The organism is Microbacterium sp. BDGP8 (assembly GCF_029991045.1).
Classification (GTDB): Bacteria; Actinomycetota; Actinomycetes; order Actinomycetales; family Microbacteriaceae; genus Microbacterium; species Microbacterium plantarum.
The window spans coordinates 3038043-3064605 of sequence record NZ_CP120712.1; the positions used below are offsets into that span (position 1 = coordinate 3038043).

The 26563-nt window shown below is 71.0% G+C and carries 28 protein-coding genes; 15 read left to right on the top strand and 13 right to left on the bottom strand.

Annotation, left to right across the window (positions count from 1 at the left end; translation table 11 throughout):
- Window positions 1–48: 48 nt before the first annotated feature.
- A complete protein-coding gene (locus P6897_RS14605; protein WP_274179273.1) occupies window positions 49–1233 on the top strand; it encodes an MFS transporter in 1185 nt (394 codons plus the stop codon).
- Here P6897_RS14605 and P6897_RS14610 read toward each other — a convergent pair.
- Window positions 1140–3482 (bottom strand): helix-turn-helix transcriptional regulator, encoded by a 2343-nt coding sequence (locus P6897_RS14610; protein WP_282501597.1) that lies wholly within the window; start codon window positions 3480–3482, stop codon window positions 1140–1142. The two genes, P6897_RS14605 and P6897_RS14610, sit on opposite strands and share 94 nt — an antisense overlap.
- A gap of 92 nt (window positions 3483–3574) precedes the next feature.
- On the opposite strand from P6897_RS14610, the gene P6897_RS14615 reads away from it, so the two are divergent.
- Window positions 3575–4426 carry a hypothetical protein gene (locus tag P6897_RS14615; protein WP_282501598.1) on the top strand — a complete coding sequence of 284 codons (852 nt, stop codon included), beginning with the start codon at window positions 3575–3577 and terminating at the stop codon, window positions 4424–4426.
- On the opposite strand, the gene P6897_RS14620 is transcribed toward P6897_RS14615, so the two are convergent.
- Entirely contained in the window at window positions 4411–4950 is a 540-nt protein-coding gene (locus P6897_RS14620) for a YaeQ family protein (RefSeq protein ID WP_269268216.1), read from the bottom strand. The two genes, P6897_RS14615 and P6897_RS14620, sit on opposite strands and share 16 nt — an antisense overlap.
- A gap of 53 nt (window positions 4951–5003) precedes the next feature.
- Between P6897_RS14620 and P6897_RS14625 the strand changes: the two genes are divergently transcribed.
- Window positions 5004–5849: an NAD(P)-dependent oxidoreductase gene (locus tag P6897_RS14625; protein ID WP_274179276.1), complete on the top strand. Its 846-nt coding sequence runs from the start codon at window positions 5004–5006 to the stop codon at window positions 5847–5849.
- 6 nt (window positions 5850–5855) lie between these two features.
- Here the strand turns inward: P6897_RS14625 and xylB are convergent, their stop codons facing one another.
- Window positions 5856–7172: a xylulokinase gene (gene xylB / locus P6897_RS14630; RefSeq protein WP_282501599.1), complete on the bottom strand. Its 1317-nt coding sequence runs from the start codon at window positions 7170–7172 to the stop codon at window positions 5856–5858.
- A 47-nt stretch (window positions 7173–7219) separates the two neighbouring features.
- The gene (xylA, locus tag P6897_RS14635; RefSeq protein WP_114588790.1) at window positions 7220–8407 is read right to left on the bottom strand and encodes a xylose isomerase; all 1188 of its coding nucleotides are present in this window, start codon (window positions 8405–8407) and stop codon (window positions 7220–7222) included.
- A gap of 88 nt (window positions 8408–8495) precedes the next feature.
- Between xylA and P6897_RS14640 the strand changes: the two genes are divergently transcribed.
- The 4 genes from P6897_RS14640 to P6897_RS14655 are packed head-to-tail and all read left to right on the top strand — an operon-like array spanning window position 8496 to window position 10847.
- Window positions 8496–9725, top strand: coding sequence for an ROK family protein (locus tag P6897_RS14640; RefSeq protein ID WP_282501601.1), 1230 nt, complete (start codon window positions 8496–8498; stop codon window positions 9723–9725).
- A gap of 59 nt (window positions 9726–9784) precedes the next feature.
- Window positions 9785–10141, top strand: coding sequence for a DUF6804 family protein (locus P6897_RS14645; RefSeq protein ID WP_274179279.1), 357 nt, complete (start codon window positions 9785–9787; stop codon window positions 10139–10141).
- Window positions 10138–10380 carry a hypothetical protein gene (locus P6897_RS14650; protein ID WP_274179280.1) on the top strand — a complete coding sequence of 81 codons (243 nt, stop codon included), beginning with the start codon at window positions 10138–10140 and terminating at the stop codon, window positions 10378–10380. Before P6897_RS14645 ends, P6897_RS14650 begins: the two co-directional genes overlap by 4 nt.
- A complete protein-coding gene (locus P6897_RS14655; RefSeq protein ID WP_282501603.1) occupies window positions 10377–10847 on the top strand; it encodes a BLUF domain-containing protein in 471 nt (156 codons plus the stop codon). The genes P6897_RS14650 and P6897_RS14655 overlap by 4 nt, the downstream gene beginning before the upstream one ends.
- Here the strand turns inward: P6897_RS14655 and P6897_RS14660 are convergent, their stop codons facing one another.
- The 3 genes from P6897_RS14660 to P6897_RS14670 all read right to left on the bottom strand — a co-directional run bounded on the left by P6897_RS14660 (window position 10848) and on the right by P6897_RS14670 (window position 13775).
- Window positions 10848–11057: a DUF3072 domain-containing protein gene (locus tag P6897_RS14660; RefSeq protein ID WP_274179344.1), complete on the bottom strand. Its 210-nt coding sequence runs from the start codon at window positions 11055–11057 to the stop codon at window positions 10848–10850.
- Window positions 11058–11427: 370 nt separating this feature from the next.
- The gene (locus P6897_RS14665; protein WP_282501604.1) at window positions 11428–12324 is read right to left on the bottom strand and encodes an NAD(P)-dependent oxidoreductase; all 897 of its coding nucleotides are present in this window, start codon (window positions 12322–12324) and stop codon (window positions 11428–11430) included.
- Between the two features lie 20 nt (window positions 12325–12344).
- Window positions 12345–13775: a four-carbon acid sugar kinase family protein gene (locus P6897_RS14670; protein WP_282501605.1), complete on the bottom strand. Its 1431-nt coding sequence runs from the start codon at window positions 13773–13775 to the stop codon at window positions 12345–12347.
- 186 nt (window positions 13776–13961) lie between these two features.
- Between P6897_RS14670 and P6897_RS14675 the strand changes: the two genes are divergently transcribed.
- A complete protein-coding gene (locus P6897_RS14675; protein ID WP_274179284.1) occupies window positions 13962–14153 on the top strand; it encodes a hypothetical protein in 192 nt (63 codons plus the stop codon).
- 7 nt (window positions 14154–14160) lie between these two features.
- Here the strand turns inward: P6897_RS14675 and P6897_RS14680 are convergent, their stop codons facing one another.
- Both P6897_RS14680 and P6897_RS14685 read right to left on the bottom strand, forming a co-directional pair.
- Window positions 14161–14862 carry a FadR/GntR family transcriptional regulator gene (locus tag P6897_RS14680; protein ID WP_282501606.1) on the bottom strand — a complete coding sequence of 234 codons (702 nt, stop codon included), beginning with the start codon at window positions 14860–14862 and terminating at the stop codon, window positions 14161–14163.
- Window positions 14859–15467, bottom strand: coding sequence for a TetR/AcrR family transcriptional regulator (locus P6897_RS14685; protein ID WP_282501608.1), 609 nt, complete (start codon window positions 15465–15467; stop codon window positions 14859–14861). Before P6897_RS14685 ends, P6897_RS14680 begins: the two co-directional genes overlap by 4 nt.
- A 70-nt stretch (window positions 15468–15537) precedes the next feature.
- Between P6897_RS14685 and P6897_RS14690 the strand changes: the two genes are divergently transcribed.
- The gene (locus tag P6897_RS14690; protein WP_282501610.1) at window positions 15538–16827 is read left to right on the top strand and encodes an MFS transporter; all 1290 of its coding nucleotides are present in this window, start codon (window positions 15538–15540) and stop codon (window positions 16825–16827) included.
- On the opposite strand, the gene P6897_RS14695 is transcribed toward P6897_RS14690, so the two are convergent.
- Window positions 16824–17099 (bottom strand): hypothetical protein, encoded by a 276-nt coding sequence (locus P6897_RS14695; RefSeq protein ID WP_282501612.1) that lies wholly within the window; start codon window positions 17097–17099, stop codon window positions 16824–16826. The genes P6897_RS14690 and P6897_RS14695 overlap by 4 nt on opposite strands.
- Window positions 17100–17260: 161 nt before the next feature.
- On the opposite strand from P6897_RS14695, the gene P6897_RS14700 reads away from it, so the two are divergent.
- Window positions 17261–18505, top strand: coding sequence for a phosphotransferase (locus P6897_RS14700; RefSeq protein WP_282501613.1), 1245 nt, complete (start codon window positions 17261–17263; stop codon window positions 18503–18505).
- A 125-nt stretch (window positions 18506–18630) separates the two neighbouring features.
- Here P6897_RS14700 and treS read toward each other — a convergent pair whose 3' ends face one another.
- Window positions 18631–20928 (bottom strand): maltose alpha-D-glucosyltransferase, encoded by a 2298-nt coding sequence (gene treS / locus P6897_RS14705; RefSeq protein ID WP_274179289.1) that lies wholly within the window; start codon window positions 20926–20928, stop codon window positions 18631–18633.
- A gap of 62 nt (window positions 20929–20990) precedes the next feature.
- The gene (locus tag P6897_RS14710) at window positions 20991–21650 is read right to left on the bottom strand and encodes a DUF1275 family protein (protein ID WP_274179290.1); all 660 of its coding nucleotides are present in this window, start codon (window positions 21648–21650) and stop codon (window positions 20991–20993) included.
- Window positions 21651–21777: 127 nt separating this feature from the next.
- On the opposite strand from P6897_RS14710, the gene P6897_RS14715 reads away from it, so the two are divergent.
- The 5 genes from P6897_RS14715 to P6897_RS14735 are packed head-to-tail and all read left to right on the top strand — an operon-like array spanning window position 21778 to window position 25379.
- Window positions 21778–22083, top strand: coding sequence for a hypothetical protein (locus P6897_RS14715; protein WP_274179291.1), 306 nt, complete (start codon window positions 21778–21780; stop codon window positions 22081–22083).
- Window positions 22080–23342, top strand: a complete 1263-nt coding sequence (locus tag P6897_RS14720; protein WP_282501615.1) for a hypothetical protein — start codon at window positions 22080–22082, stop codon at window positions 23340–23342. The genes P6897_RS14715 and P6897_RS14720 overlap by 4 nt, the downstream gene beginning before the upstream one ends.
- A gap of 34 nt (window positions 23343–23376) precedes the next feature.
- Entirely contained in the window at window positions 23377–23988 is a 612-nt protein-coding gene (locus P6897_RS14725) for a hypothetical protein (RefSeq protein ID WP_274179293.1), read from the top strand.
- Window positions 23981–24529, top strand: coding sequence for a hypothetical protein (locus P6897_RS14730; protein ID WP_274179294.1), 549 nt, complete (start codon window positions 23981–23983; stop codon window positions 24527–24529). The genes P6897_RS14725 and P6897_RS14730 overlap by 8 nt, the downstream gene beginning before the upstream one ends.
- Entirely contained in the window at window positions 24522–25379 is an 858-nt protein-coding gene (locus P6897_RS14735; RefSeq protein WP_282501616.1) for a hypothetical protein, read from the top strand. Before P6897_RS14730 ends, P6897_RS14735 begins: the two co-directional genes overlap by 8 nt.
- A gap of 20 nt (window positions 25380–25399) precedes the next feature.
- On the opposite strand, the gene P6897_RS14740 is transcribed toward P6897_RS14735, so the two are convergent.
- Complete coding sequence (locus P6897_RS14740; RefSeq protein WP_282501617.1) at window positions 25400–26428, bottom strand: S41 family peptidase; 1029 nt, start codon at window positions 26426–26428, stop codon at window positions 25400–25402.
- Window positions 26429–26563 lie beyond the last annotated feature (135 nt).

A 26563-nucleotide genomic window follows, 5' to 3' on the forward strand; every position in this document is an offset into this window, starting at 1 on the left:
TTCATCCCCGCTTCGCCGTGACCCGCCGTCGCGCACCAGAATGCTCTGGTGCACACCCGGCTCCTCTGGTCGCTGCTCCTGGCCGCGCTCGCGCTGAACGCCGTCTACGGAGCTGTGGCGGGCGTGCTCGTCCCGGCCCAGATCGCGAGAGCGGATGCCGCGAACAAGGACGCCATCCTCGCCGTCGCGCTCACCGCGTCGTCGCTGCTCACGCTCGTCGTCCATCCGCTGGCGGGAGCGGCCTCCGACCGCACACGCTCATGGCGGGGCCGACGAGCGCCGTGGATCGTCGCGGGGGCAGCGGGCAGCGCCGCCGTCATGGTGGCGCTGGGATACGCCGAGTCGGCAGGGGCCGTGGTGCTCGGGTGGCTCGTGCTGCAACCGCTGCTCAACGTCGTGGAGGCTCCGCTCGATGCTGTGCTCGCGGATCGGGTGGAGCCTTCGCGGCGGCCCCGAGCGGCGGCGTTCTTCGGGATGGGGGCCGCCGGCGGACTCGCTGCCGGCGCGGCGGGTGCCGGGCTGGGAGTCGCGGCGCCGCACGCGGTGTACCTGGCCCTGGCGGCCGGACTGCTCGTCGCGTCGGTCGGGTTCGTGGTGGCCAACCCCGACCGGTCCAGCGCAGGGACCACGACACGCGTCCCGGCCCGTGAGGCCTGGGCGTCGCGCGACCTCCGGCTCGTCTTCTCAGCCCGATTCGCCCTGGTGCTGGGTCACCAGCTGGTGATGGGGTATCTGCTCTATATCGTGATGGACTTCACGGGCGCGTCGGTCGAGGAAGCCGGCCGGACCGCGAGCCTCGTCATCGGTCTCCACATCGTCAGCCTGATCTGCGGCTCGCTCGCCGGGGCACTCTGGATCCGGCGCCGGGTCCCCTGGGTCGTGGCGGCGAGCGCCGTCCTTGCGGCATCCCTGCTGATCCCCGTCGCCGCCCCGAACGTCGCAGGGCTCGTGGCGTTCGCCGTGGTGGGCGGTGCGGCACGCGGCGTGTATCTGGCCGCTGACCTGGCCCTGATGATCGACGTCCTGCCGTCACGGGACGATTCGGGACGAGACCTCGGTCTGCTGGGTCTGGCGACCATCGTGCCGCAGACGCTCGCCCCCGCCCTGGCCGGGCTCGTGCTGATCCTCGGCTCGGGCTCCTACGGTGTCCTCTTCGTCCTCGCGGCGCTGGCCGCGCTGTCATCGACCGCGATCATCGCCCGGGTCGGATCGGCCCCCGCCAGAAGGCCGTAAGCGAGGGCGGCGGCGATGGCCTCCTCACGCGACGAGGCGCCGAGCTTGCGATAGAGGGAGCGTCGCTGCGACTTCACGGTGTTGATGGAGACGTGAAGGCGCGCGGCGATCTCTTCCATGTTCGCCGTGTCGACGAGGTGACGAGCGACGATGCTCTCTCGCGTCGTGAGCTGCGGGGCGACGCCCGCGATCGTGACCGGAGCGGGCAGGTCGTCGACGTCACCCTGGAACAGGTCGTGCTCGGCGGCGGGAAGGATGAGGAACGGGGTGCGCAACCCGTAGGTGCGGGCGAGGGCTCCCGCGCGGCCGGCGAGCGCTCGAGCCTCGTCGACGCGACCGAGACGGTGGAGCAGGATCGCCTCCAGCGCGGCTGCCTCGGTCCGCTGCCGAGGTGTGCGCGTCATGACAGCGTTGAGAAGCTTGAGAGCGCGCTCGTGCTGCCGATCGAAGACCGCGACCCGCGCCGCGGCGAGCACGACCTCGGCGCGGTCCGACGGGCGTGACGCGAGGCGTCGCGCTGACGCGAGATCCGCCGCGGCGAGAGCGAGCATGCTCTCGGTGGCGTCGAGCATGCGTGCGGCCGGCGAGCTCGCCGACATCCTCCTGCCACGTCGCGACCGCAGCGACCGCAGCCGCTCGAGGCCTTCGACGGGGCGCCCCGCCGAGATGTCGGCCCATGCGCGCGCGGCGCCGAGCGCCGGCCAGTGCTCGATGGTGTCGATGATCGGCCAGATGGTCGCGACGGCGGCCTCTGCTGCGGCGGCATCGCCGCGTTCGAGCGCCAGCCGGCTCTCGGCGATCCGCAGCAGACTGCCCTGATACTCGTCGAGGATGTCGTCAGGCCAGGGGCGCGCGAGCGTTTGCTCGACCCAGCTCTGCGCGGCCGGGAGCTCACCGGCGCTCGCCTGGATGAGGGCCAACCCGCCGTAAGCGAGGAGTTCGACGCTGGGCCGGGTCGCCGTGGCGAGCGCCTGCTCGAACTGATCGCCCGCGGCTCGGTCGTCCCCCCCGTACAGCAGGCTGATCGCCGCGTGCGCGTGGAGGTCGCCCCGCAGTCCGCGCAGCTGCTCGAGGTCGTCGGGAGGCAGTTCGTCGAGGGTCTGCGCGGCCAGACGTGCGGCTCGAACACCACGGTCTCCGACCCCGGTGAGGCGGCGGGCGACCGACTCGATGATCCGCAGCAGCGCACGGTCGGCCGGTTCGCTCTGCCCCGTCTGCACACCGAGCAGCGCGACGCCGAGCAGCTCGGCCGCGCGTACCCGGTGCTCCCGGCGGGCGTTGAGGATGAGTGCCTGGGCGAGGGCGATGACGGGCCAGCGACGCAGCTGCAGCAACGGGATCGGACGGAGGGCTGCTGCGATGCGCGCGCCGTTTCCCCAGAGCAGCTTGAGCCCGTCGCGGCGCAGCGCAGCATCGACGATGTCGAGCGCGTCGGCCGCCGCGCCTTCGACGACCGCCCCCAGCCCCGCCCCCTCCTGAAGGAGCGCACGGGCGGCCCGATGACGGATGGCGCGCTGGTCCTCCGCTGCGATGGGCGCGGCGGCGAGCGTGGCGGCTCGTATCGGCGCCGTGAGGGCGAAGATCAGCGTCCCGTCGTCGGTGCGCCATTCGCCGTGCCCCGTCCGTTCGGCCCGTTCGATGACGTCGTCGCCTCCGCCGAGCTGTGCAGCCAGCCGGGGGGTGAGGAACTCGGGCACGGCCAGCGCCGCCGACGTGGCAGGAAGCGGATGCGGCGCCAGCCGCGCCAGCACGAGCTGGACCGCCGCGGGGTCGGTGACGTTCGCCTCGACGACCGCGACGACGGCCGCCGGCAGCCCACCCGTCGCCGCCTGCACCGCGCGAGGATCCAGGTGGGAGCCGCGCGCGGCGACGTAGGCGATCGTCTCGTCGAGGGTGAACGCGAGATCGCGCACCCACTCCACGTCCCAGGCCAGGGGCACAGCGCGGGCGCTCCTCACGGCGAGACGCACGATCAGGTCGGGCCTGGTAGCTCGCAGCTGTCGCAGTCGTTCCCATGCGCCGGGAGAGAGGGAGTCGCCGTCATCGATGATGAGCGTGCGTGAGACCTCGTCCGGTATCCGCCCGTCTCCGGCCCACGTGACGTCGCGACGCCCCTCCGCGAACTGCCGGAGCAGAGTGCTCGCCCCCGCCCCGTCCGGCCCGAGCAGGGCAACCAGGGGCGCCGGCGATGCGAGCGCCGAGAGGAGACGTGGGCGATCCAGGCGCACCGGGGCGCGCAGGGGTGCCATGGCTGGAATGCTAACGGAGCGCGGCGCGTCAGTCGACGAAACCGGTGAGGTTCGCCGCCCCCACGACCCGCGGAATATGTCACGATGCAGGGATGGACGAGGGAGTTGCCGCGGAGCTCCGGGCCCTCCGCGTCCGCGCCTACGCGCCGGGCGGCGACATCGCCGACGATCCCGCCGCCCTGGCTCGGCTGGCGGAGCTGGAGGCGCGCGAACGCGAAGACCGGCTGCCGCACGCGCACGCGCCTGAACCCGATCCGGAGCCCGTGCGTCCGCCGATCATCGACGGGATCCCCGACCTGGCTACGCCCCGATCCGACGATCCGCGGGCTGACGAGTCGCAGACCGACGAGTCCCGGGATGACGACGCGGGGCCGACGGCTCCCCGCGCGCGACGGCTGCGCCCGCTGCTCATCTGGGCCGGTTCGCTCGTCGCGGTGGCGGTCGTCTCGGTCGGGATCACCGCGTTCGCCACGGCCCGCAGCGCCTCGACCGCGACCGCGCTGCCGCCGGACGCGGGAGTCTCGCACGTCACGACGCTGCTGCCGACGGGCGAGGAGATCCCCGATTTCATGCGCCCGTATGGCGACGGGGTCGATGCGGGGTCGTTCGAGAAGTTTCTCGGCCTGTCGGTATTCCGCACCACGGACATCTGGCGGGGAGGGGACAACATCTGCCTGTCGGTCGCGCGCATCGACGACGACCAGGGCGACGGCTCCGTCAGCGGATCGTCGTATCAGGGCTGCTCGGCCGGCGCGTTCCCCGCGGCCGTCTCCTTCATCGTCTGGGACGATCAGCCCGAGGAGCTCCTCGAGCGCTATCCCGTCGGCACGGCGCTGCAGTTCGTCCTCACCGATGCCGGAGTCGACGTCTTCGTGTCCGAGGCCCCAACCTCCTCCGCTGCGCCGGAGGCTCCCGGTGAGGCAGGCATTCAGCCCGCGGGCTGAGTGATGACGTCGGACTCGGCGGTGACGCCGTTGAGTTCGACGTAGAGGTGGCGCTCGGTGACCGAGACCGTCACGGTGTTGCGGCGGTCGAGCGCCGAGACGAGCGTGTCGATGAAGCCCGGCTCGAAGCTGTGAAGGGCGATCTCCGAGACGCGGTGGATCTTCTTCCCCGCCCACGCGGCCACGATGGGGCCGGGGTTGCGCTGGGTGTAGACCGCGACGCGGTCGGCCTGCTTGCTCCCGAGGTGCAGCCGCGAGGCATCCGGCGCCCCCACCTCGATCCAAGCGACGATCGATCCGGTCAGGTCGCGCACGAGCACGGCGGGTTCGTCCTTCGCGGCGATCCCCTCGGTGAAGTCGATGCCCTCCTCGTACTCGAGGCAGTACGCCAGCAACCGGGTCAGCATGAAGGCGTCGGTCTCGGAAGGATGCCGCGCGACGCGCAGCGCGAACGACTCGTACACGCCTCGGTCGACGTCGGCGAGCGTCGCATCGAACGTGTGGATCGTCGCCCCGGCAGCCATGAGGATCGAGCCTAGCCGCCCCGGGGTGGGCATCCGTGTGCGACGCTGTTCCCATGCGGATCGCACTGACGGGATCATCGGGAAAACTCGGCACGGTCGTCGCTCGTGAACTCACGGCGGCGGGGCACGAGGTCATCGGCTTCGACGTGATCGGCACACGCGGGCCCGCGTTCGTGCAGATCGATCTGACCGACTACGGCCAGGTCGTCGACGCTTTCGGCTCGGTCGGCGATCGCCACGACGGCGTCGACGCGATCGTGCATCTCGGCGCGGTGCCCGCTCCCGGGATCCGTCCCGACATCGCGACGTTCCACAACAACATGGCGGCGACCTTCAACGTCTTCCACGCCGCGACGCGACTCGGCATCGACCGCGTCGTCTACGCCTCGAGCGAGACGGTGCAGGGGCTGCCGTTCGACGTGCCGCCGCCGTACATCCCCGTCGACGAGGAGTATCCCGCGCGCCCCGAGTCGGTGTACTCGCTCGTGAAGCACCTCGAGGAGCAGCTCGCGATCGAGCTCGTGCGCTGGCACCCGGGCCTCTCGATCACCGCACTGCGCTTCTCGAACGTCATGGTGCCCGAGGACTACGCCGAGTTCCCGTCGTTCGACGCCGACCCGATGCGTCGCAAGTGGAACGTGTGGAGCTACATCGACGCGCGCGACGGCGCCCAGGCCGTGCTGCGCGCGCTCGAGAACGCACCGGCCGGCTTCGATCGGTTCCTCATCGCCGCCGCCGACACCGTCATGTCACGCCCGAACGCGGAGCTCGTGGCCGAGGTGTTCCCCGGCGTCGAGATCCGCGGCGACCTCGGAACGAACGAGTCGCTCTTCTCGACCGAGAAAGCCCGGCGGCTTCTGGGCTACGAGCCGAAGCACTCCTGGCGCGACCATGTCTGAGGCGATCTAACGGGCACCCGCCGCGGCGACGCGGCGGGCCTGCTCGGCCGCGCCGAGCGCGACGTACTCGCCTGGCGCGGGCACCTCGACGTCGAGTCCGAAGACCGCGGGGGCGATCTGCTGCACGGCTGCCGACCGCGCTCCCCCGCCGACCAGCAGCACGCGCCGCAGCGGCACGCCCTGGTCGCGCAGCGCGTCCAGTCCGGCGCCGAGGCCTGCCAGCATCCCCTCGACCGCTGCACGGGCGAGGTTCTCCCGCGTGGTCGAGGCGAGCGTCATCCCGGTCAGCGAGGCCGTCGCATCCGGCAGATTCGGCGTGCGCTCGCCCTCGAAGTACGGCACGAGCGTCAGCCCTCCCGCCCCGGGCTCGGCCGACAGCGCGAGGCGCGACAGGCCGTCGTGGTCGACCCCCAGCAGGGCGGCGACGACGTCGAGCACGCGAGCGGCGTTGAGCGTGCATACGAGCGGCAGGTGGTGCCCGTCCGCCGAGGCGAAGCCCGCGACGGTCCCGGTGGCATCGACCGCGGGCGTCTCGCTCACGGCGAAGACCGTGCCGGACGTGCCTATCGAGACGACGACGTCGCCGACGCCCGCGCCGACACCGAGAGCGGATGCCGCGTTGTCGCCGGCGCCCGCGGCGACCCGGCGTCCGCCCTGATCCTCGACCCACTCGTCCGCGGCGAGGACCCGCGGAACCACGGCGTCGTGCCCGAGAGCGGCTACGAGCAGCTCCCGGTCGTACTCGCCCGTGACCGCACTCCAGTAGCCGGTTCCCGAGGCGTCGGAACGATCCGTGACGAGCTCGGCCAGCGCGGCGGCCCCGCCCGTGCCGTCGGAAACCGGGCCGAAGCCGCGCAGGCGCCAGGTCAGCCAGTCGTGCGGAAGGGCCACCGCCGCGGTCCGCGCGGCGTTCTCCGGCTCGTGCTCGCGCAACCACCGCAGCTTGCTGATGGTGAACGAGGCGACCGGAACGAGTCCGGTGCGCTCGGCGAGCCGGTCGGCGCCGTATTCGGCCACGAGATCGGATGCCGCCTGCGCCGAACGGGTGTCGTTCCACAGCAGCGCGTCGCGCACGACGGCGCCCCGCTGGTCGAGCGCGACGAGGCCGTGCTGCTGGCCGCCGATCGACCAGGCCTGAACGTCCGCCATCCCGCCCGCGAGCTCGATCGCCTCCTGCAGGGCGGTCCACCACGACTCGGGGTCGACGCTCGTGCCGTCCGGGTGGGGCGCACGCCCCTCCCGGACGACCCGACCGGTCTCGGCGTCGACGATCACGACCTTGCACGATTGGGTCGACGAGTCGACACCCATGACCAGCGTCATGCCGGCATCCTCTTCTCTCGGGTTAGGGGACTCTCGCGGCGCCGGCGTCAGCGTGCGCCGAGCAGGTGCTCGGTCGCGAGCTGCTGCAGGCGGACGAAGCCGAAGCCCTTGCCGCCGAGGTACGCGTCGGCGTCGAAGTCCTCGTAGGCCGAGCGGTCACCGACGAAGTCGTCGTAGGTCTCACCCTCGCCGAAGGTCGGCTGGGCGAGCTCCGGAACGCGCGCCGCTTCGAGCGCCTCCTGCACCTCCGGGTCGGCGCGGAACGCCGCAGCCCGCTCCTTGAGCAGCAGGTAGGTGCGCATGTTCGCGGCGGCGGAGTCCCAGACGCCGGTCTCGTCCTCGGTGCGGCTCGGCTTGTAGTCGAAGTGGCGGGGTCCGTCGTACGCGGGGCCGCCGTTCGGGCCGCCGTTCTCGAGCAGGTCGACGAGCGCGAACGCATTGTGCAGGTCGCCGTGACCGAAGACGAGGTCCTGGTCGTACTTGATGCCGCGCTGACCGTTGAGGTCGATGTGGAAGAGCTTGCCGTGGTACAGCGCCTGCGCGATGCCGGCCGCGAAGTTCAGGCCCGCCATCTGCTCGTGTCCAACCTCGGGGTTCAGGCCGACGAGCTCGGGACGCTCGAGCGACTCGATGAAGGCGAGGGCGTGACCCACGGTCGGAAGCAGGATGTCGCCGCGCGGCTCGTTCGGCTTGGGCTCGATCGCGAAACGCAGGTTGTAGCCCTTCTCGACGACGTAATCGCCGAGGAAGTTCACGGCCTCGCGGTAGCGCTCCAGCGCCTGTCGGACATCCTTCGCCGAGTCGTACTCGGCACCCTCGCGGCCGCCCCACATGACGAAGGTCTCGGCGCCGAGTTCGGCGCCGAGGTCGATCTGACGCAGCACCTTGCGGATCGCGAAGCGCCGCACCGCGCGGTCGTTCGAGGTGAAGCCGCCGTCCTTGAAGACCGGGGCGCTGAAGAGGTTGGTGGTCACCATGGGCACGGTCAGGCCGGTGTCGGCGAGCGCGCCCTTGAGGCGATCGATCTGCGTCTGCCGCTCGCTCTCGCTCGACCCGAAGGCGAACAGGTCGTCGTCGTGGAACGTCAGCCCCGCGGCCCCGAGCTCGGCGAGCTTCTCGACGGCGTGGACGACGTCGAGGGGCGGCCGGGTCGGTCCGCCGAACGGGTCGGTTCCGTTGTAGCCGATGGTCCAGAGGCCGAACGTGAACTTGTCGGCCGGGGTCGGGGTGCGCATGCGTGCTCCTTCGCTTCGATTGCTGCGACCTCAGCGTAGGTCGGTTTGTCTATTACGTCAACAAACTGTGTTCTCGTAGGCTGATGCCGTGAGTGTCGCGCCCGGAACCGCCGAACTCGTCCGGCGAGTGAACCTCGCCCGGATGCTCGTCACCGTGCACCGCGACGGTCCGATCTCGCGGGCCGCGCTCACCGCGGACCTCGGCCTCAACCGCTCGACCATCGGAGCGCTGACCGCCGAGCTCGCGCGCCTGGGCCTCGTCACCGAGACCGCCGGCGCTGCCGAGGGTCGCATCGGGCGCCCGTCCCCCGTCATCACGGCCCGCCCCGATGTGGTCGCCGTCGCCGTGAACCCCGAGGTCGATGCGGTGACACTCGCCGCCGTCGGCCTCGACCGCCGGATCCACGCGCGCCGCCGCGCGCTCACGACGACCCTCATCACGCCGCACGCGCTGGCGTCGCTGATCGCCGCGACGATCGAGGAATGGCGCAGCGGGCCGCTCGCCACGACCAGGGTCATCGGGGTCGGTATCGCCGTCCCCGGGCTCGTCGACCCGGCTGCCGGCCTGGTCGTGCACGCGCCGCACCTGCGGTGGACGGACGCCCCGCTCGCCGATCTCGTCAGCGCCGCGACGGGCACCCCGACGACCGTGGGCAACGATGCCTCGTACGGCGCGCACGCCGAGTACCTCTTCGGCGCCGCGCGCGGCGTCGCCGACGTGATCTACCTCAACGGCGGAGCGAGCGGCATCGGCGGCGGGCTCGTCGTCGGCGGCGGACTCGTCGGCGGCGCGCGAGGCCTCGCGGGGGAGTTCGGGCACAATCCGGCGATCTTCGAGGATGCCGCGGACCGGCGATCCGGTGAACGCGCCGCCCTCGAAGACGAAGTGAGCCGGCACCGCCTGATCGCCTCGCTCGGGCTGCCCGGCGCGGACGACGCCGAGCTGCGGGCAGCGGTCCACGGCGCCGCGAATCCGGCGGCGCGCGCCGAGGTGCATCGGCAGCGCCGCATCCTCGCGTCCGCCGTGGCAAGCGCGGTCAACGTCCTCGATCCCGCTGTCGTCGTCCTCGGCGGCTTCCTCGCGCCGCTCGTCGAGACCGACGTCGACGGCTTCGCCGACGCGGTCGCCCGTCAGACGATCTCCGGCTCGGCGCCGCTCGTGCGCACCGCCGAGCTGGGAGACGACCGCCTGCTCGTCGGCGCCGCCGAGACCGCGTTCGCCGCGCTGCTGTCGGATCCGGTCCCCGTCATGACCGGCGCCGACGCCGCCATGACGGATTCCGGCGTGGCGTCAAGCGCCGGTCGGCCCGCGCGCTGAACTCGTACGATCGAGAAGACGCGCGACCTCGCGTTATCCGTCCCGAGAGAAACGTCCGCATGGCTTCGAGATCCGCCCGCCCCGCCGACCCGCCGCTGCGCCAGCGCAACGCGCTCGCCCCCGGCATCCTCGGGGCCGCTGCGCTCGTGGCCGGAATCCCGCTCATCGGTGGCGAGTTCGCGATGGTCATCACGTTCGTCGTCGCGATCCTCGCGCTCATCATCGCGTGGTTCGCGATCCAGGCGCGGCAGTGGTGGTGGGCGCTGCCGATGGCGGCTATCGCGGTGCTGTGGAACCCGGTGTACCCCTTCTCGCTCGACCAGCCGGTCTGGCTGGCCGCGCACGTCGCCGGCGCGGCGACCTTCATTGCAGCGGGAGCCCTCGTGTGGGTGCCCCGGCCCGAGGCCGCCCGGTGACCGGAACCGGGATCGTCTGGGCTCGCGTCGAGGACGGGTTCCACGTCGGAAGCCGCACCGGCGAGTTCGTGGGTTACATCGACCGGCAGCCCGACGGCCGGTACCTCGCCTACGACTCACGGTCGGCCTGCGCCGGATCGTTCTCCGACCTGACCGCGGCGATGCGCACGCTCGCGTTGCGAGCGACGCCCGGCATCGCGGCCGAAGAACCGCCCATCGAACTCCGGGAGATCCGATGACCTCGACCTCCGAGGGCCTGCTCTCGATCCTCTACACGAGCAACGCCCGCGCGCCCTTCGGCGACGACGACCTGGCGGCGCTCCTCGCGCAGAGCCGGGCGTCCAACGCGGCGCGAGACCTGACCGGGATGCTGCTGTACCGCGGCGGCCGGTTCGTGCAGGTGCTCGAGGGACCCGAGCCCGCCGTCCGCGATCTGCTCGCGACCATCCGGCAGGACTCCCGCCACTCCGACATGCGGGTCCTCATCGAGCAGCCCATCGCCCACCGCGAGTTCCGCGAGTGGACGATGGGCTATCAGCCGATCGCCGAGACGACGGGCGACGCCCCGACGGGGTTCCGCGACACCTTCGACGACCTCGAGGGCTCGGACGACCCGAGCGCGACGCTGCGCGCCGCCCGGGAGCTGAGCCTGTGGTTCCGTGTGCGGTCGGCTCGTCCGCAGGGGAACGCGGACGCCGGGTCGTAGTTACGCGCCGCGCCCCGTGGCGTCCTGCAGGCGGTCGATCTGCTCGGATGCCTCGGCCTTGGTGAGGGTGCCCGGCAACTCTTCGCCCGCCTCGCGCGCCAGCGTGTCGAGGTAACTCCGCTGCGGGCCCGTCATGGGCTCATCGCCGGTGACCCACGTGTCGGGATCCTTGACCGGCGAGCCCTCGCCGCCGCCCTCGGTGCCGCCCAGCGTGTCGGTCGCACCCGGCGTCTCGGCCGCGGGCTCCGGCGACGCCGGCGGAGTCGGGGCCGACGGCTCGACGGGCGCCGGCGCCGTCGGCTCGGCGGGAACGGGAACGGTCGGCTCGGCGGGGGCGGGGAAGGTCGGCTCGTCGGGTGTGGGGATGCTCTGATCGCTCATTCCTCGACGCTAGGCCGACGGGCCCCAGAAGCCGAGGCACTTGCGCGTTCCGCGAAAAGCACTCAACGAGAGAACCCGGCCCGGGGACGTCGTTCGGGCAACGTCCCCGTGACCGGGTGTTCTTCGATGTTCGGCGATCGACCGCAAGGAATACGCAACGCGCACACCGAGCAACCGCAAGAAATCCGCAAGATCGGCCTCAGCCGCGGCGCGCAGGGGCGGAGAGCCGGATCACGGCGGAATCGTCCGCCTCACCGAGGCCCTGAGCCTGTGCGAGGAGGTAGCTCTGCTCGGCCGCAGCGGCGAGCGGCGCCGGGAGTCCCGCCCGCCGCGCGGCGGCGCCGACGATGCCCATGTCCTTGACGAAGATGTCGAGGCGACTGAGCACCTCGGCGCCCTCGTCGTCCCAGGCCTGCAGCATGCGCGGGCCGCGGTTTCCGAGCATGAACGACGCGGCGGCCCCGACCTGCAGCGCCTCGAGTGTGCGTTCGAGGTCGAGCCCCAGGCGGTCGGCGAGCGCGAGCGCCTCGGCGGCTGCAGCGATGTGCACACCGCACAGCAGCTGGTTGACGGTCTTCAGCGCCTGACCGTCGCCGGCGCGCTCGCCCACGATGGTGAGCGTCGACGCGAGCGCCTCCAGGACGGGCCTCGCGACCGCGAGGGCTCGGGGGTCGGCCCCGACGACGATCAGCAGATCGCCCTCTCGCGCCCGGACCGGGCCACCGCTCAGCGGGGCGTCGACGAGGCCGATGCCCCGCTGCGCGAGCGAGGCCGCGACGTCGGCGACCCCGTCGGTTCCGACGGTGCTCGTGAGAACGACGACCGCTCCCTCGGCGAGGGCGTCGACGATGCCGGCATCCCCGAACAGGACATCCGCGAGCTGAGCGGAGTCGCGCACCGCCACCAGGACGACCTGCGCACCCGCCGCAGCCTCCGCGGCGGAAGCAGCCGGGGTCACGTTCGCTTCAGCGGCCAGTGCGAGCCGGGTGGGGGCGATGTCGAAGCCGCGGACACGGAAAGTCTCCGCCAGGCGGGCGGCCATCGGCAGGCCCATAGCGCCGAGCCCCAGTACCGCAACCGTGGTGTTGTCGTTCATTTCGACCGTGCTCCTTCGTCTCAGGCGGAATGTGCGAGCGTCAGCGAGAGCCGCTCGACAGCGGCGGTGAGCGACCCGTCGTCGCCGACGTTGCCGGCAAACACGATGTAGGGGATTCCGGATGCTGGCCCGTCGGCTGCTTCCCAGACGGACACGATGCCGGGGAAGAGCGAACCGCGGACCCGCGCGCGCCGGATCTCGAGCCCGCGCGTGGCGACGTCGCTCGAGGTGATGCCGCCCTTCGCGATCACGAAACGGGGCGTGACCCGTGCGACGACCGTTCGGACGACCTCGACGACGGCTCCCGAGACCTGACGGGAGATGTCGAGGCTCTCGTCGGGGTCGTCGGTGCGGACGAGCGTGCGGCTGGTGTGCAGCACGACATCGCCGCGCAGCAGCGCGGTGGCGATGGTCGCGCAGGCGCGGTCGAGTTCGGCTCGCCGTTCGGAGGGATCGAGCAGTCGCGGGACGTCGAGCTCCACGACCGCCTCGAGCGGGCGGCGACGCACGAGGTCGGCGAGCTGGCGGCTGGTGAGACCGACGTGCGAGCCGACGACGACCAGTCCCCCGCGGGTCGCATGGTCGACGCTCAGCTCGGCGGCGTCGACGGGCGGCTGGCGGCGCTGGCCGATGCGGGCTCGGACGAAGGGCGGTCCCACCCGGTAGACGAACGATCGGCCTTCGGCCTCCACCGCCTCGAGACCGAGCGCCAGCTCGACGAGGTCCTCCTCCACGACCGCATCGGCCACGATGGGAGCCCCCGCCGGGGCGGCGCGCAGCACCGCCGCCACGGCTGCCGTCCCCGCGCGGAGGTCATCGACCGTGACCTCGACGACGTCCGCAGCCGGGATGGCGCCGCCCGTCTTCTCCGCCACCCAGTCCGCCAGCCGCGATGCACGGAAGCCGAAGGTCGAGTCGCGGGCGAACTCCGTCTCGCCGATGGGAGTGAAGCCCTCGTCCGACAGGATGCCGTGGACGCCGCGGACCGTCACGCGACCAGCATCCGGGAAGGCGGGCACGACGACGACGTTCGTCGGAGCGAGCGCCCCGGAGCGACCGATCTCGTCGGCGATGGTGTCGGGCTCGAGCGGGAAATGCCCGCGGAGCGTCGAATCGCTGCGGCTGACGAAGTCGACGCGCACGCGCGCTGTCTCCGCGGCCGCGAGTGCCGCCCGCACGACCTCACGGTTGATGCGCTCGGCCTCCGCCGGCGCGAGGCTGCGCGAGTTGGTCAGGACGTACACCGCGGGAGCGCCGGACGAGAACGCCCACGCGAAATCGGCCACGTCCCACGCGCCGAGCACCGGCAGGTCGGCGACTGACTGCGTCCCGGTCGGATCGTCGTCGAGGACGACGAACACACGACGACCGTCGGCCATGCGCTCCGCCAGGAGATCGAGGTCGGGGCGCGAGACGGCCGGCAGATCGGGCAGGGGCACCGTGGGGGCCACGTGTTCTCCTCGTCGTCGAGTGAGGTCAGCCGATGACGGCTGCTGTCAGCTGTATGACAGCATGCAGCAGCCGGGCATCGCCGTCAACATCGGAGACGAGATCGCCCCGGGGCTTGCGCCAACCCCCTCGCGGATCGCACGCTGGCATCACTGGTCACCCGGTACCACGAACGCGAGGAGTCAGACATGCCCGACATCGAGCGAAAGCACGGCACCGAGGTTCCTGTCGCCGACGCCGAGGAACAGCAGCTGCCGGCCACGGCCGACGACAGCGCGGCCCCCGAGATTCCCGCCCCGAGCACGGAGGCCGACGCGGCCGACGTGTGGGAGCAGCGTCACGAGGTGCCGGTGGACGACGACGAACCGGAATCGGAGTGAGGCGCGCTCACCCTGCGACGTAGCGGCGGAAGTCGTCGAGCGTCTGCTGCAGGTGCTGGCCCATCGCCGCCCTCGCGGCATCCGGGTCGCCCGTCCGCAACGCCTCGAGGACTCCGCGATGCTCAGCGATCGCGTGCTGCTGGATCTCCGGCACCCGCGACGTCTGCGTCCGGCGCTCGGCGAGCACTTCGGTCAGGGGCGCGAGCAGCACGGCGAGGAACAGGTTGCCCGAGGCGCGGAGGATCACGGCGTGGAAGCGCAGATCGGCGTCCACGAAGCGATCGACATCGGCCGCGGTCGCTCCCGCGACCATCTCGTCGATGCACGCCGCGCACTCCGCCAGGGCGGCGCCGTCGATGAGCGGCGCAGCGAGAGCCGCTGCCTCGCATTCGATGATCCGGCGCGTCGAGATGAGCTGTTCCGCCACCAGGGCGTCATCACCGTGTGCGGCCCGAAACCGGAGAGCGTCGGACACCGAGCTCCACTCTTCGACCGGAGCCACGCGGGACCCCACCCCCGACACCACCCGCACGATGCCCCGCGCCGACAGGGTGCGGAGCGCTTCGCGCACGGTCACGCGGCTGACGTCGAACTCGTCGCCGATCTCCGCCTCGGTCGGCAGGGCATCGCCCGGGGCGAAGCGTCCCCCGATGATCCGGTCGAGCAGATCGTCGGCGACGGTGTTCACGAGCGACTTGCGACGGCTCACCGCCCCTCACCTCGCCGTTCGAAACCCGCCCAGCCGTTCTCGAGCACAGCGAACCCGGCATCGAGCGTCGCCTCGGGATCGTCGCTCTCGTTCACCATCGTCTGGATCTGGAGCACGAACCGCGCGAACGCACGGATGTAGGGGTCGGGCTGCGCCTCGCCGAGCTCTGCGGCGACCGCCTCGGCGAGCGCCTCCTCGTGGCGCAGCCACATGCGCGCGGCGTAATCGCGCAGCGCGGGCGTGGCGTTGAGGAAGTCCATGAACACGCGCGCCACGTCATCGCCGTGCTCGGCGGCCCCGGCGCGGATCTCACGGGCGTAGTAGTCACGGATCGATCGGGAGATCGACGTTCCCGGGGGGCGGTCCCGGACGGCCGCGACGAGGCGCTCGCGCTGTTCGTCGTCTTCGTCGAAGACCAGCGCCTCCTTCTGACTGAAGTGCGCGAAGACGGTCGTCGGAGAGACATCGGCCGCGTCGGCGATCTCACGGATGCTGACGTCGTCGAAACCCCGCTCGAGGAACATCATCGTCGCGACGTCCGAGATCCGTTTGCGCGTGGCCGCCTTCTTGCGCTCGCGGCGTCCCGGCGGCGCAGTGTCGTTCATGAGGTCGATCCTAGGCGGCGAGCACGAAAAACTGTATTGACACCAAACCTGGTATCGATACAGTTTCGGTATGACTTCAGTTTTCTCGCGCCCGCAGCCCGCCGGCGCCGACCGCCGATGGGTGATGCTCATCCTGCTCACGACGCTCACGACGGCAGGCATGACCGTCGTCCTCCCCGTGCTCCCGTTCGTCGTGCTGCGCTACGTCTCCGGCGAGGGAGACCTCGCGCTCTGGGTGGGCGCGCTCGAAGCCGTCAACGGGCTGTGCGCCTTCATCGCGGCCCCCTTCCTCGGTCGCCTGTCCGATCGGTTCGGTCGCCGCCCGGTGATCATCGTCGCGTCGTTCGGGGCCGCGGTGAGCATGCTTCTCTTCGGCATCGGCGGCGCGATCTGGGTTCTGCTGCTCGCGCGCGTCATCCAGGGGGCGACGGCCGGAGACCTGCCCGCGCTGTTCGCCTACCTCGCCGACATCACCCCACCCGAGAAGCGCGCGCAGCGATTCGGCCTCCTGGGCGCCCTCTCCGGGATCGGCACCATGGTCGGCCCCGCCCTGGGCGGTCTTCTCGCTGCGGTCGACCTCGCCCTGCCCGTCTTCGTGACCGCCGGGATCTCGTTCCTCATCGCGACCCTCAGCGTCTTCCTCCTGCCCGAGAGCCTCGAACGCAGAAATCGCATCCCCGCGATCGCGGCATCGGACCTCAACCCGTTCGCGGTGTTCCGCCGCGCCTTCGTCCGCCCGGAGCTCCGCGGACTGCTCATCGCGTTCGCGCTCCTCGCCCTCCCCTTCGGCTTCTTCGTCAACAATTTCAGCGTGCTCGCGCTCGACTCGATCAGATGGGGTCCGACGGCCATCGGGCTCTTGATCGCCGTCGTCGGTGTGATCGACATCGTCGTCCAGGGCGTCCTTCTCGGCTTCCTGCTGCCCCGGATGGGTGAACGCGGCGTCATCGTCGCCGGCATCGCCGCCCAGGCAGCCGGGCTCGTCGCCCTCGCCGTCGTCGCCTCACTCATCGCGCAGCCCTGGCTCTTCGTCCTCGGCGCCCTCGCGCTCGCCGCCGGGCAAGGGGCATCGCAGGCCGCGCTCGACGGTGTCATGTCGAACGCGGTCGGTCCGCACGAGCAGGGCTGGCTCGGCGGAGTCACCCAGTCGCTCACCGCGGCGATGGGCACGATCGCCCCGATCCTCGCGGGCGTGCTCTACGCCGTCGTCGCACACGCGGCGCCCTACGCTCTCGGCGCCGTGCTCATGGCCATTGCCGCGGCCACCGTGATGCGCGCGCCCATCGTCGATGCGGCGACGAACCGCCCCGCGCCCCTCATCGATGATCCGGCCGGCCTCGGGACCGGGGCGCGCCCCTAGACGTCGAGACGCGGGTGCGGCATCCCGTCGGCGTCGTCCGCGCGTGCGGACGTGCGGCGTCCGTTCGCGAACGTCACGGCGACGAACGCGGCGAGCAGGACGACCACCACGATCCCGGCGAAGGCGAGAACCCGCAACTGCCGCAGATGCCACCCCGTGGCCACCTGAACGAAGACGAGGGTCGCGATCACGGCGATCAACCCGAGACCGACCATGACGCGGATGCGGCGGGCGCGCCGCATCCGCGTGCTCACCGTGCCATGCAGGGACATACTCTCTCCGCGGGCGGGGTTCTCGGGTGCCCCGCTCCACCGGTCACTATCGGTCGCGTCGCTGCGAATGTGCGGGCCGGCGTTGGAACAGAGCATTACGCCTCTCCCCCGCGCGCGTCCAGCCCTTTTGCCCGGAGATTCCGAACCGACAGTGTGGGACCGTGCGATTGACAGACGAGCTCGGCGCCTGGGCGGCGCGACAGCGGTGGTATGCCGGCAAGAGTCACGAACCGCGATTCCGCATCCTCGACGCGCAACCCGCCCCCGGCGGGGCGACGCGCTACCTCCTCATGGACGACGCCGGCGCACTGCCGACGCTCTACAACGTGCCGCTCGCCCGCGTGTCGGCTCCGGCGGACGGCGACGACGTGGTCGCCCGTGACGGCGACGACTACCTCGTCGACGCCGCGAAGCACACCGGGTTCACCATCGGGACGCTGGCCGAGATGGGCGTGGACGTCTCGCGCGTGACCGACTCCCGCGTGCTGACGGGCGAGCAGTCGAACACCTCGATCGTCTACGACGTCGACGGCGAGCCGACGATCATCCTCAAGCTCTTCCGGACCCTCCACCACGGCGAGAACCCCGACGTGACCGTGCAGCGTGTGCTGAGCGACGCCGGCTCGCCCTTCGTCCCGCGTTTCTTCGGGAGCCTCGACGCCGAATGGCCCGACATCGGGCGCGACTCGGGCGCAGCTCGCGGCACGCTCGGGTTCGCCCAGGAGTTCCTCCGCGGCGTCCGCGACGGCTGGGCCGTAGCTCTCGAGGCCGCCCGCGAGGATCGCGATTTCACCGACGCGGCCCGTGATCTCGGCATCGCGGTCGCCGGCGTGCACGGCGCGCTCGGCGCAGCCCTCGATTCGACGGAGGCCGCGGCGGAGCAGGTTACGGCGACCGGAGCCGCATGGCGCCGACGGCTGTCGATCGCCGCCAACGAGGTTCCGGCCGTGGCCGATCGCGTGGACGCGATCGGAGCCGTGTACGACGCGGCTCTCGCACGCCCGTGGCCGCGGCTCCAGCGCATCCACGGCGACCTCCACCTCGGGCAGGTGCTGGCAGTTCCGGCCGGGGGCTGGCGCATCGTCGATTTCGAGGGCGAGCCGCTGCGGCCCATGGCCGAGCGCGCCATCCCTGATCTGCCGCCGCGAGATGTCGCCGGGATGCTGCGGTCGTTCGACTACGCCGGCGCGGTCGGCGACGGCCCCGACCCGATCGGATGGGCGTCGGCCTGCCGCGCAGCCTTCATCGAGGCCTATGGCGCCGCACCCGGCGCGATCGACCTCGACCCGGTGCTGCTGCGCGCTCTCGTGCTCGACAAGGCCGTGTACGAGTCCATATACGAGGCGCGGAACCGACCGGACTGGCTGCCCGTGCCGCTGGCCGGGATCGACGCCGCCCTGGCCTGAGCCGGGCTGCGGCGCCGCCCCCGGCGGATGCGCCGATACGTTCGTCGGTCCGACGGTGCCCGTGTCTACCGAACGGCCCGCCGGGGCGACACCAGCACCACCGATCCGACGGATGTATCGCGGACTCAGTCCTCGACGGGCTCGGGAGCGCGGAGCACCAGGAACTTCGCGCCGTAGCCGGGCAGCGAGACGCTGAAGCTCTGCAGGTCGTCGACGCGCCCGATGGTCTCGCCCGACGCGGCGTCGTAGACCTCGCTGCGGGGTACAAGCTGCTCGGAGCGCACGGTGCCCTCCGTCGGCTCGGGCGAGAAGTTCAGCACCGTCACCTGCATCGCGGCGTCCGCGTAAGGATCGCCCTCGTCGAGCCGGTGCACGAGCACGAGCATCCCGGCATGGGCGACCTCGGGGATGTCGACCTGTGACGCGGTCGCGATGCCGTGCTCGCGGCGCAGGTCGAGGATGCCCGACAGCCGCGACGCGAACGAGTCCGGATCGTCGAGCTGCGCGGGCAGCGCTCCGTAGAGGGCGCGGCCGCGCGGCATCCCCGATGCCGAGCGCGTGGCGGTCGGGTCGGCGTCGAGCAGGTCGTGCGCGCCCCGTTCGATCCAGCGGGTGTCCCCCGCGCCCAGCAGGTCGGCGACCTCGTCGGCGGGCACCGTCAGCATGCCGACGAGATCCCAGCCCGACAGGGCGAAGACCCCGGGCTGCCAGGCGTTGTACGCGCACAGCAGCAGGTGGGCGTCGCGGATGCCGGGAACGTCGGCGTCGGTGATGTCGTCGAGGCGCGCGATGCCGCGGGATGCCGCGATGAGCGACGTCGTCGTGCACGCGATGCCGTTCTGCGTGAACACGCGGTTGTAGTCGGCCGTGCCCGTGAGGTGCTCGGTGAGGTCTGCGCGGATCTCCTCCGCGAGCTCGCCGCCCGTGATGTCGCGTCCGCGGAAGCGGTACTCGTCGTCGCCGTGCCGCGTCGCCCAGTGCACGAGCTCGTAGGTGAGCTCGTCGTGGTTCTGCATGCCGTGCACGAGCTGCACCGGCGCGACGCCGAGCTCGAGCGACGAGGTCAGCGCGAGACGGAGGAACTCCGTCTGACCGGTCGCCAGGGCGTGGTGGTAGCCCGGGCGTCCGATGAAGTCGTACGAGAGATCGGCGCCCACCGCTCCGGTGTCGCGGATGTCCTCGATCGTCAGGTTCAGCTCCTGGAAGGTGAAGCCGCCGACCTTGCGGACCATGCCCGCGATGATGTGGTTCGCCGCGTGCGAGAGGGGGTGCCCCTCCGACCAGGCGGGAAGGCCCTCCGCGCTCTTCTCGACACCGAGGAAGCCGTTGGCGTCGAGGCGCAGCGCGCTGGTGCCGAGCTCTCCGAGCGAGTGGAGCGCGTCGCCGATGACCAGCCGCATGCCGGCGAAGGTCGGGTCGAGCCAGTTGATCGACGGCTGACCCTGCTTGAAGTAGTGCAGGTAGACCCAGCGCCGGGTCGCGCCGTCGGGGCCGATGACGGGCGCCGTGGCGCTCCAGTTCGTCTCCTTCACCCCCGGGGTGTAGAAGATGACCCGCTGCATCGCTCCGATGATGTAACCGCGTTCGGCGAGCTCGTGCTCGTTCGCGGGGTCGAGGTTGACGCTGTCGTATCCCTCGGGGACGTCGGGCAGCAGGTGCCAGTCCTCCGGCGGGATCTCGACCATGTGGTAGATCCCGGGGTAGTCCTTGAAGCCCATCTCGGCTAGGCGGAAGTCCGCACCCTTGCCGGTGTGACCCGGCACGATGTCGTCGATCACGCTGCCGCCGTGCGCGTCGGCGACGTCGCAGAGGGTCCGGAACTCCTCCTCGGTGCCGAATGTGGGATCGATCGACGTGCTGATGCGGTCGAAGTGACCGTCGACGCTGGGCGTCTCTCGCCAGTCGGTGATACCGCCGGCCCGCTTCACCGGGCCCGTGTGGATCGCGGTGATGCCGATGCGCTCGAACACCGACCACAGCGCGTCGTCGCCGAGGGCGGCGAGGAACGACTGCCCCGGGCGGGTGATGAGCGAGATCGGATAGGCGGTGAACCACACGTCCGTCGTCGAGATCGCGCGCCGTGCGTCGGGGCGGGCGTACGGATTCCGCCACATGGCGGGCTGCCCCGACAGCTGACGCGCCAGCACGTCGGCATCCTTGAGCATCGACTGCCGCACGAGCCACTCGACGTACGAGGGGTTGCTTCCGTTCGCGGTCCGCGGGTCGGTCATGTTGCGGCGGACGCTGCCGCCGCGGAACTGGTCGCGCGGCCGCAGTCGTCGCGGGCGTGCCGGGTAGCGCTGTTCGTCGTAGCTGATCTCGGGAACTTCGAGATCAGTGTCTTCGCCGTCGGCGCCTGCCGCACCCGGGAGGGTGATCGGGGCGGTGTAGAGGTCCTCCGGCTGTTCGTCGTCGCGCGCCATGCCTCAACGCTAGGGGCGGCGCGGATCCGGCGGAAAGGGCTGGTGCCCGAGCGGGCGAAGCATTATGGGGTCCGCGCCCGACCGCGCCGCATCCGGAACACGGCCGCAGCCGCCGTGAGCACGCCGGCAGCACCCGTGGCGATCCACAACGCGCTCGACGCGAGAAGCGACGAGGCGAGGCCTCCCGCCACCGCCCCCGCGGCGACGGCCGCCCACATGAGCAGGTGACGGGACCAGCCCCAGCGGTCCCCGCCGCGCAGCGCCCGCACGACGCCCTGGCCGACCTTGACCAGCGCTCCAGTCATGTAGGTGACCCCGAACGCGACATCCTGTCGTTGCGCCAGCACGGTGTTGGCCGCCCCCATCCCGAACGCCAGCAGCGACCCGGCGGCGGCGGGCGCGGTCGTGGGAGCCAGCGCGGCCGCGAGCGCCGCGGAGGCGGTGATGACGCCGAGGATGTGCACGGTGCGGTCGGATGCCGGCGAGGTGAGCGCGGTGCCCGCCATGACGCCCATGACGAACGCTGTGATGAGCGCAGCCGCGAGGCCCGCGGCCGACCAATCGACGTGCGCGAGGTCGACCGCCAGGCGGGTGGTGTTGCCGGTCATGAACGAGACGAAGTAGCCGCCCAGCAGGATGAAGCCGCAGCCGTCGAGGTACCCCGCGAGCGAGGCGAGAGCGACCGCGACGGCGAGACGACGCGCGCTGAGCTGACGGACCATGCCATCAGTCTCCTCCCCGCGCGGCATCGCCGGAGTCATGGGGAGAACTCCCCATGGCACCGAAGCCACGACCACGCATACGCTAGGCGGCGCGCAGGACGATGTTCACGGACAACAGGGGGACGACATGGCAGGCGACGGGGTAGAGATTCCGCTTGCATCGATGGAAGAGCTCAGCACGGCACTCGCGCTGATCATCGCCGAGTACGCGGACGCCGGGTCCGAGACGAACCTTCTCGAACAGGCGATCGACCGGCCGCGGGGGGACGGCACGCTCGCCGCGGCGGCCAGCGCCTTCGAGTCCGAATGGAACGACAAGCGGGAGACGCAGCGTCGTCACCTGGAAGAGATGAAGAAGCGAATCGACGACAGCCGCGAGGCATGGGCTGAGGTCGACCTCGAGCTCGCGGCGTCCCTGGAATCGAGCGAATGATGAGCCACGACGACTACCGCTACCAGTCCGAATCGATGCCGGCGACTCCCGGAGGCCGCCGACTCGAGAAAATCGCAGGCGCCCCGGGAAGCATCAAGACACGCGGCGAAGCGATCCAGGAGCTCGGCGACAAGATGGCGTCGGCCGCTCGCACGCTCGAGCTGTTCGCAGACGGCACGGTTGGCCGCGGCGACTCGTTCACCTCGATCCGCGATCAGGCGAAAGAGGTGCACGCAGATCTCTCCACGGCGGCGTCCCGCTACCGTCCCAGCGGGCAAGCGCTGGTCTGGTACGCCGGCGCCCTCGAGGAGGTGCAGTCCAGCACCGACACGCTGGTCGACAACGCCGCCGCGGCATGGGCGGAGGTCAACGCCGCCTCGCGGTCGCTGGAGAGCGCCGAAGGCGAGGTTCGCGACTACGAACGCGACGAGCGCAACGACGTCGAGCAACTCGGTCCGCGCCCGTCCACGGCAGGCGAGCAGGCTGCCTTCGACAACGCGCTCGATACTTTCGAGAGCTACTGGTCGCGTTACGACGCACCCGTCGAGTCGTGGGAAGCGGCGTATGACCGCGCCGTCGATCGTCTGGAGCGCGTGAACGAGGACGGCGTCTCCGACGGGTTCTGGGACAACGCCATGCCATTCATCGAGGGGATGCTGTTCGTCCTGGCGATCGTCGGCGTCATCCTCTTCGTCGTCGCACTGGTCGTCACGGGACCGTTGGCGGCGATCGCGGCAGCAGCGGCGGCCATCATCGGCGTGATCTCGCTCCTCGGCGAGCTTGCGCGGCTGCACACCGGGCGCGGCTCGTGGGGTGAAGTGGGGCTCGCGATCTTCGGGGTCCTCCCGTTCGGGAAGCTCGCGAAAGTGACGACCCTGTTCGATGCGGCCGGAGACGTCTCTCGGTTCACCCGGACGATGCGCCTCACGTTCTCGGAGTTCATCGATGCCCGCGCCGGCTTCGCACAGATCGACGACCTCCTGTTTCGCACCCGTTTGCCGGATGCATTCGCAAACCACGGCATGAACACCCGCAACATGTTCCGGCTGTTTCTCGGTCCGAAGGCGGCGTGGCAGACCATCGAGTGGACCGGCAACTGGGGTAACAGCCTCCGCAATCTCGGGGGTTTCGCGCCGGGGACGATGCCGTCGACCCTTGCCGAGGGCTTCTGGGGCTCGATGCAGGCTATCCAGCAATTCGCTGGCCTCGGACAGAATGCCAAGTCGGTGCTGGCGGGCCCGGCCCCGCAGGCTCGATAGGCTCGACCGCGTACCTCCGCCAGAAAGGTCATAGATGTCGCTCCGAGCCGAACTTGTCGGCGCGTCGCCACAGGTTCCGGGCTTCGCATTGGTGCTCCCGGGCGGGTGGGGCTCATTCGCGCCCAGTGGGGAAGAGCTGCGCGAGCGGGCCACGCGCTCACTGCGGGCCCTCCCGGGGGCGCAGCGAGCCGTGCTGGCGCCGCAGCTCGAGGAGCTGTTCGAGACCATGACGTCGTCTGCGGCCAAGGGGAACGTCATCCGCGTGTTCGCGCAGGTCGACGTCACTCCCGATGACTATCTGCCGCTATCGATCACCGCGTCACGGATGGACGCGCCGCTCGGCCGGTCCATCATGGAGGTCGGCGCACAGCTGATCGCAGCTCGCGGGGCCGCCCCGCTCGGAGACATCGCCGGAATCCTGCATTGGCGTAGTAACGAGAACGTGACGGTGACGAACGGTCAGATATCCACGACCGCCCTGAATTACCTGCTACCCGTCCCCGACCAGCCGGCGCACGGTCTGCTCCTGCGTGCGGAGATGCTGGCGGCGGCAGATTCAGCTGCAGTCGACGAGGAGGGGATCTCCGCTATGACGGCCTTGAGTCATGCGATCGTCTCGACCGTGCGTTGGGAACGACGTGCCTGAGCTGTCGCTGTCGGCCGACAGCAGGATCTGGTCGGCTGTACCTGATCGCGAGCATGCTCTGCCATGGCTCAACGATCTGTGCGAGGGGCGCGACGAGTCGGTCATCCGCGACATCCTCACGGCGGCCGAGCTGGCCGTCCTCACTCGCGAGGCTGCCCAGTCCGGCTCCGTCCTGCTGCTGTGCGAACCCGATGCCGGCCTCTACGCCGCGCTCACCCTGCTGGTCCCGGGACTGCCCGCCGTCACGCACGAGTCCGACGCGGTTCGAATCGCTCTGGCCGCCACCCCCTCGGCGTGGGAGCCCGTGGCGGTTCCCTTCGAGCTCCATGGGATGCCTGCCTGGCGGTTGACGATTGTCATCGACGATGGACCCAACGAGGGCGCACCACGCGTCATCCAGACCGTCCGGGCGATGTACATCTTCGCGCTCGGCGGGAGGCTCGCCGTCGCGCAGATGTCGCCCCTCCCGCCTGCTGCATCGGCTCTCGCGATGCCATTGGCCGAAGAGCTGCTCGCGAGCATCGAGGTGGCAGATGCCTGAATCTCGTCCCGATTCGTCTCCCAACGGCCTGGCCGGCCTGGACTTCGGCGCACGGCCCCACCAGCGCCTCACTCGGGCGGACGTCGACGCCGCGGTTCTGCGCTCGGCGGGCCTGGGCGACCTGGTCGACCGGCTCTGGCACGAGGGTGCCGCGGCCAGCAACGCCGCACGGCGCAGCGTCACAGCACATCTTCGTGAGCGCTTCGGCGCACGTGACCCGCACAGCGGAGTGATCCTGCGCGTCGTGTTCGTCTTGCTGCTGCTCTCGGTGCTGCCGATCGGCATGCTCAACGGCATCCGCCTCGGAATCGAGAACACGGTGGTTCCCGGCGGGATCGTCAGCGTCGTCGTGGGGATCGGGGCTCTGGCGGCCGTGGCGGCTGCCGGTGGCCGACCGCTCGGGCGACCGGTCGCTCTGCAGAGCACGTTGCTCGCAGTCCTCGTGATCGCCGCCGCGGCCGTGGCCTGGGTGGTAACCGACGGGGGCATCCGGATGCTCTATCTTCTGGGCGCTGTGATCGCAGCGATCGCAGCGATCGTCGTCCGGCTCATGAGGGCACGCGGTGGCTCGATGACCACAGACATCGACAACGGGGTCGAGTTGGCGCACTTGGACGTGGCAGCCGAGATCGCCGTCGAGCGCGATCGGATGACGGCCGAGCTGATGCGCGATCTCGACGGGCGCACGGATGTGGCCGAGTTGGTCAGGCGGCGCAGCGCCGCGATCGACGAACTCCGCTCACGCGGCGGAGCGATGGAGGCTGACGAGCCGGACACTCCTCCCGGCGGGTTCATCATCCACGAGCAGACGATGCTGTGGCTTCCGGTGAGCCAGCGCCAGCGCCAGTAAGCGTCAGCGAAAGGCGCGGATCATCCACCGCATCCTTGCTCGCGAAGCCACGCGCGCGCTTCGTCTTCTGACGCGGATGCCGTCGCCGGCTGGTCCGGGTCGATGCTCTGCTCGTCGTGGTTGCGACCGGTCCGGTCGACGTAAGCACTCTCCGTGAGCACGAGCGTGGCCCCGTCGTAGAGCGTCGTGCTCGCATTCGCCGACGTGTAGCCTGCGCTGGGCGTGCCGAACGTGCGGACACCGTCGACTCCGCGGAAGGATGCGAGCACGGACTCGCCGCTCGATGCCGTTCTGTCGTCCTGCAGCACCGCGACGGGCACTCCGGTCGCCTTCGCTCGGTCGCCGACGTCCACGAAGACGTTCTCGCCCAGTGCCACCCCGTTCGGCCGCACCGTCACGACGGCGTCACTGCCGTGCCGGTCGCGGAACGACAGCGCCGGCCCGTCAGGAAGCAGCGCCGTCACCCCCGAGAGCATCGGATACATGTTGCCGCCGACGTTGCCGCGAAGGTCCACGAGCCAACCGCACGTGCCCGCCGCAGCCCGGTCGATCCCGTCTGCGACGGTGATCGCGTACGCGTCCTGGTCGTCCGCATCCGTGGAGAGCATCTCCGGCAGCACGACCGTGGTGATGCCGCCCTCGGAACTCACCGTCGGCGCCGGCACGGACGCGGTCGCCTCGGCGGATCGCTCCTCGCCCGAGGGGATGAAGCGCGAGTGCGGCCCGCCGGCGACCGCGACCGCCTCCCCGAGAGCGGGATACAGCTCGGCGTACGTTGAAGCATGCGCCGCGGCCTCGAGGAGCGCGGCGCGAACCGGCGGCCACTCGGCGCTGTCGGTGTGATAGCCGCGGTCGAGCCGCTCGACGGCGATCTCCGCGTACTTCTGCACCGACGGAGGAACCAGGTAGACGCCGAACCGGGGGCCGTAGACGTCGAGTGCGAAGACGCCGACGACTGTCACCGCCGCGAGCGCACCCACCGCGACGGTCGCGCCGACCAGACGCCGCCGACGACGGCGGCTCTTCCGCTCCGGACCTGCTGCTGTCATGTTTCTCGACCGTGGCACCCACCGATCGTCTCGATCTCTCAGCCTCGGCACATCGCCACTGCGATGTAGCCGCGCCAGCGGATGTCATTCCCGAGGAGGAGATCCGCGATCAGTCGGTGACGGCGAGCACCACCT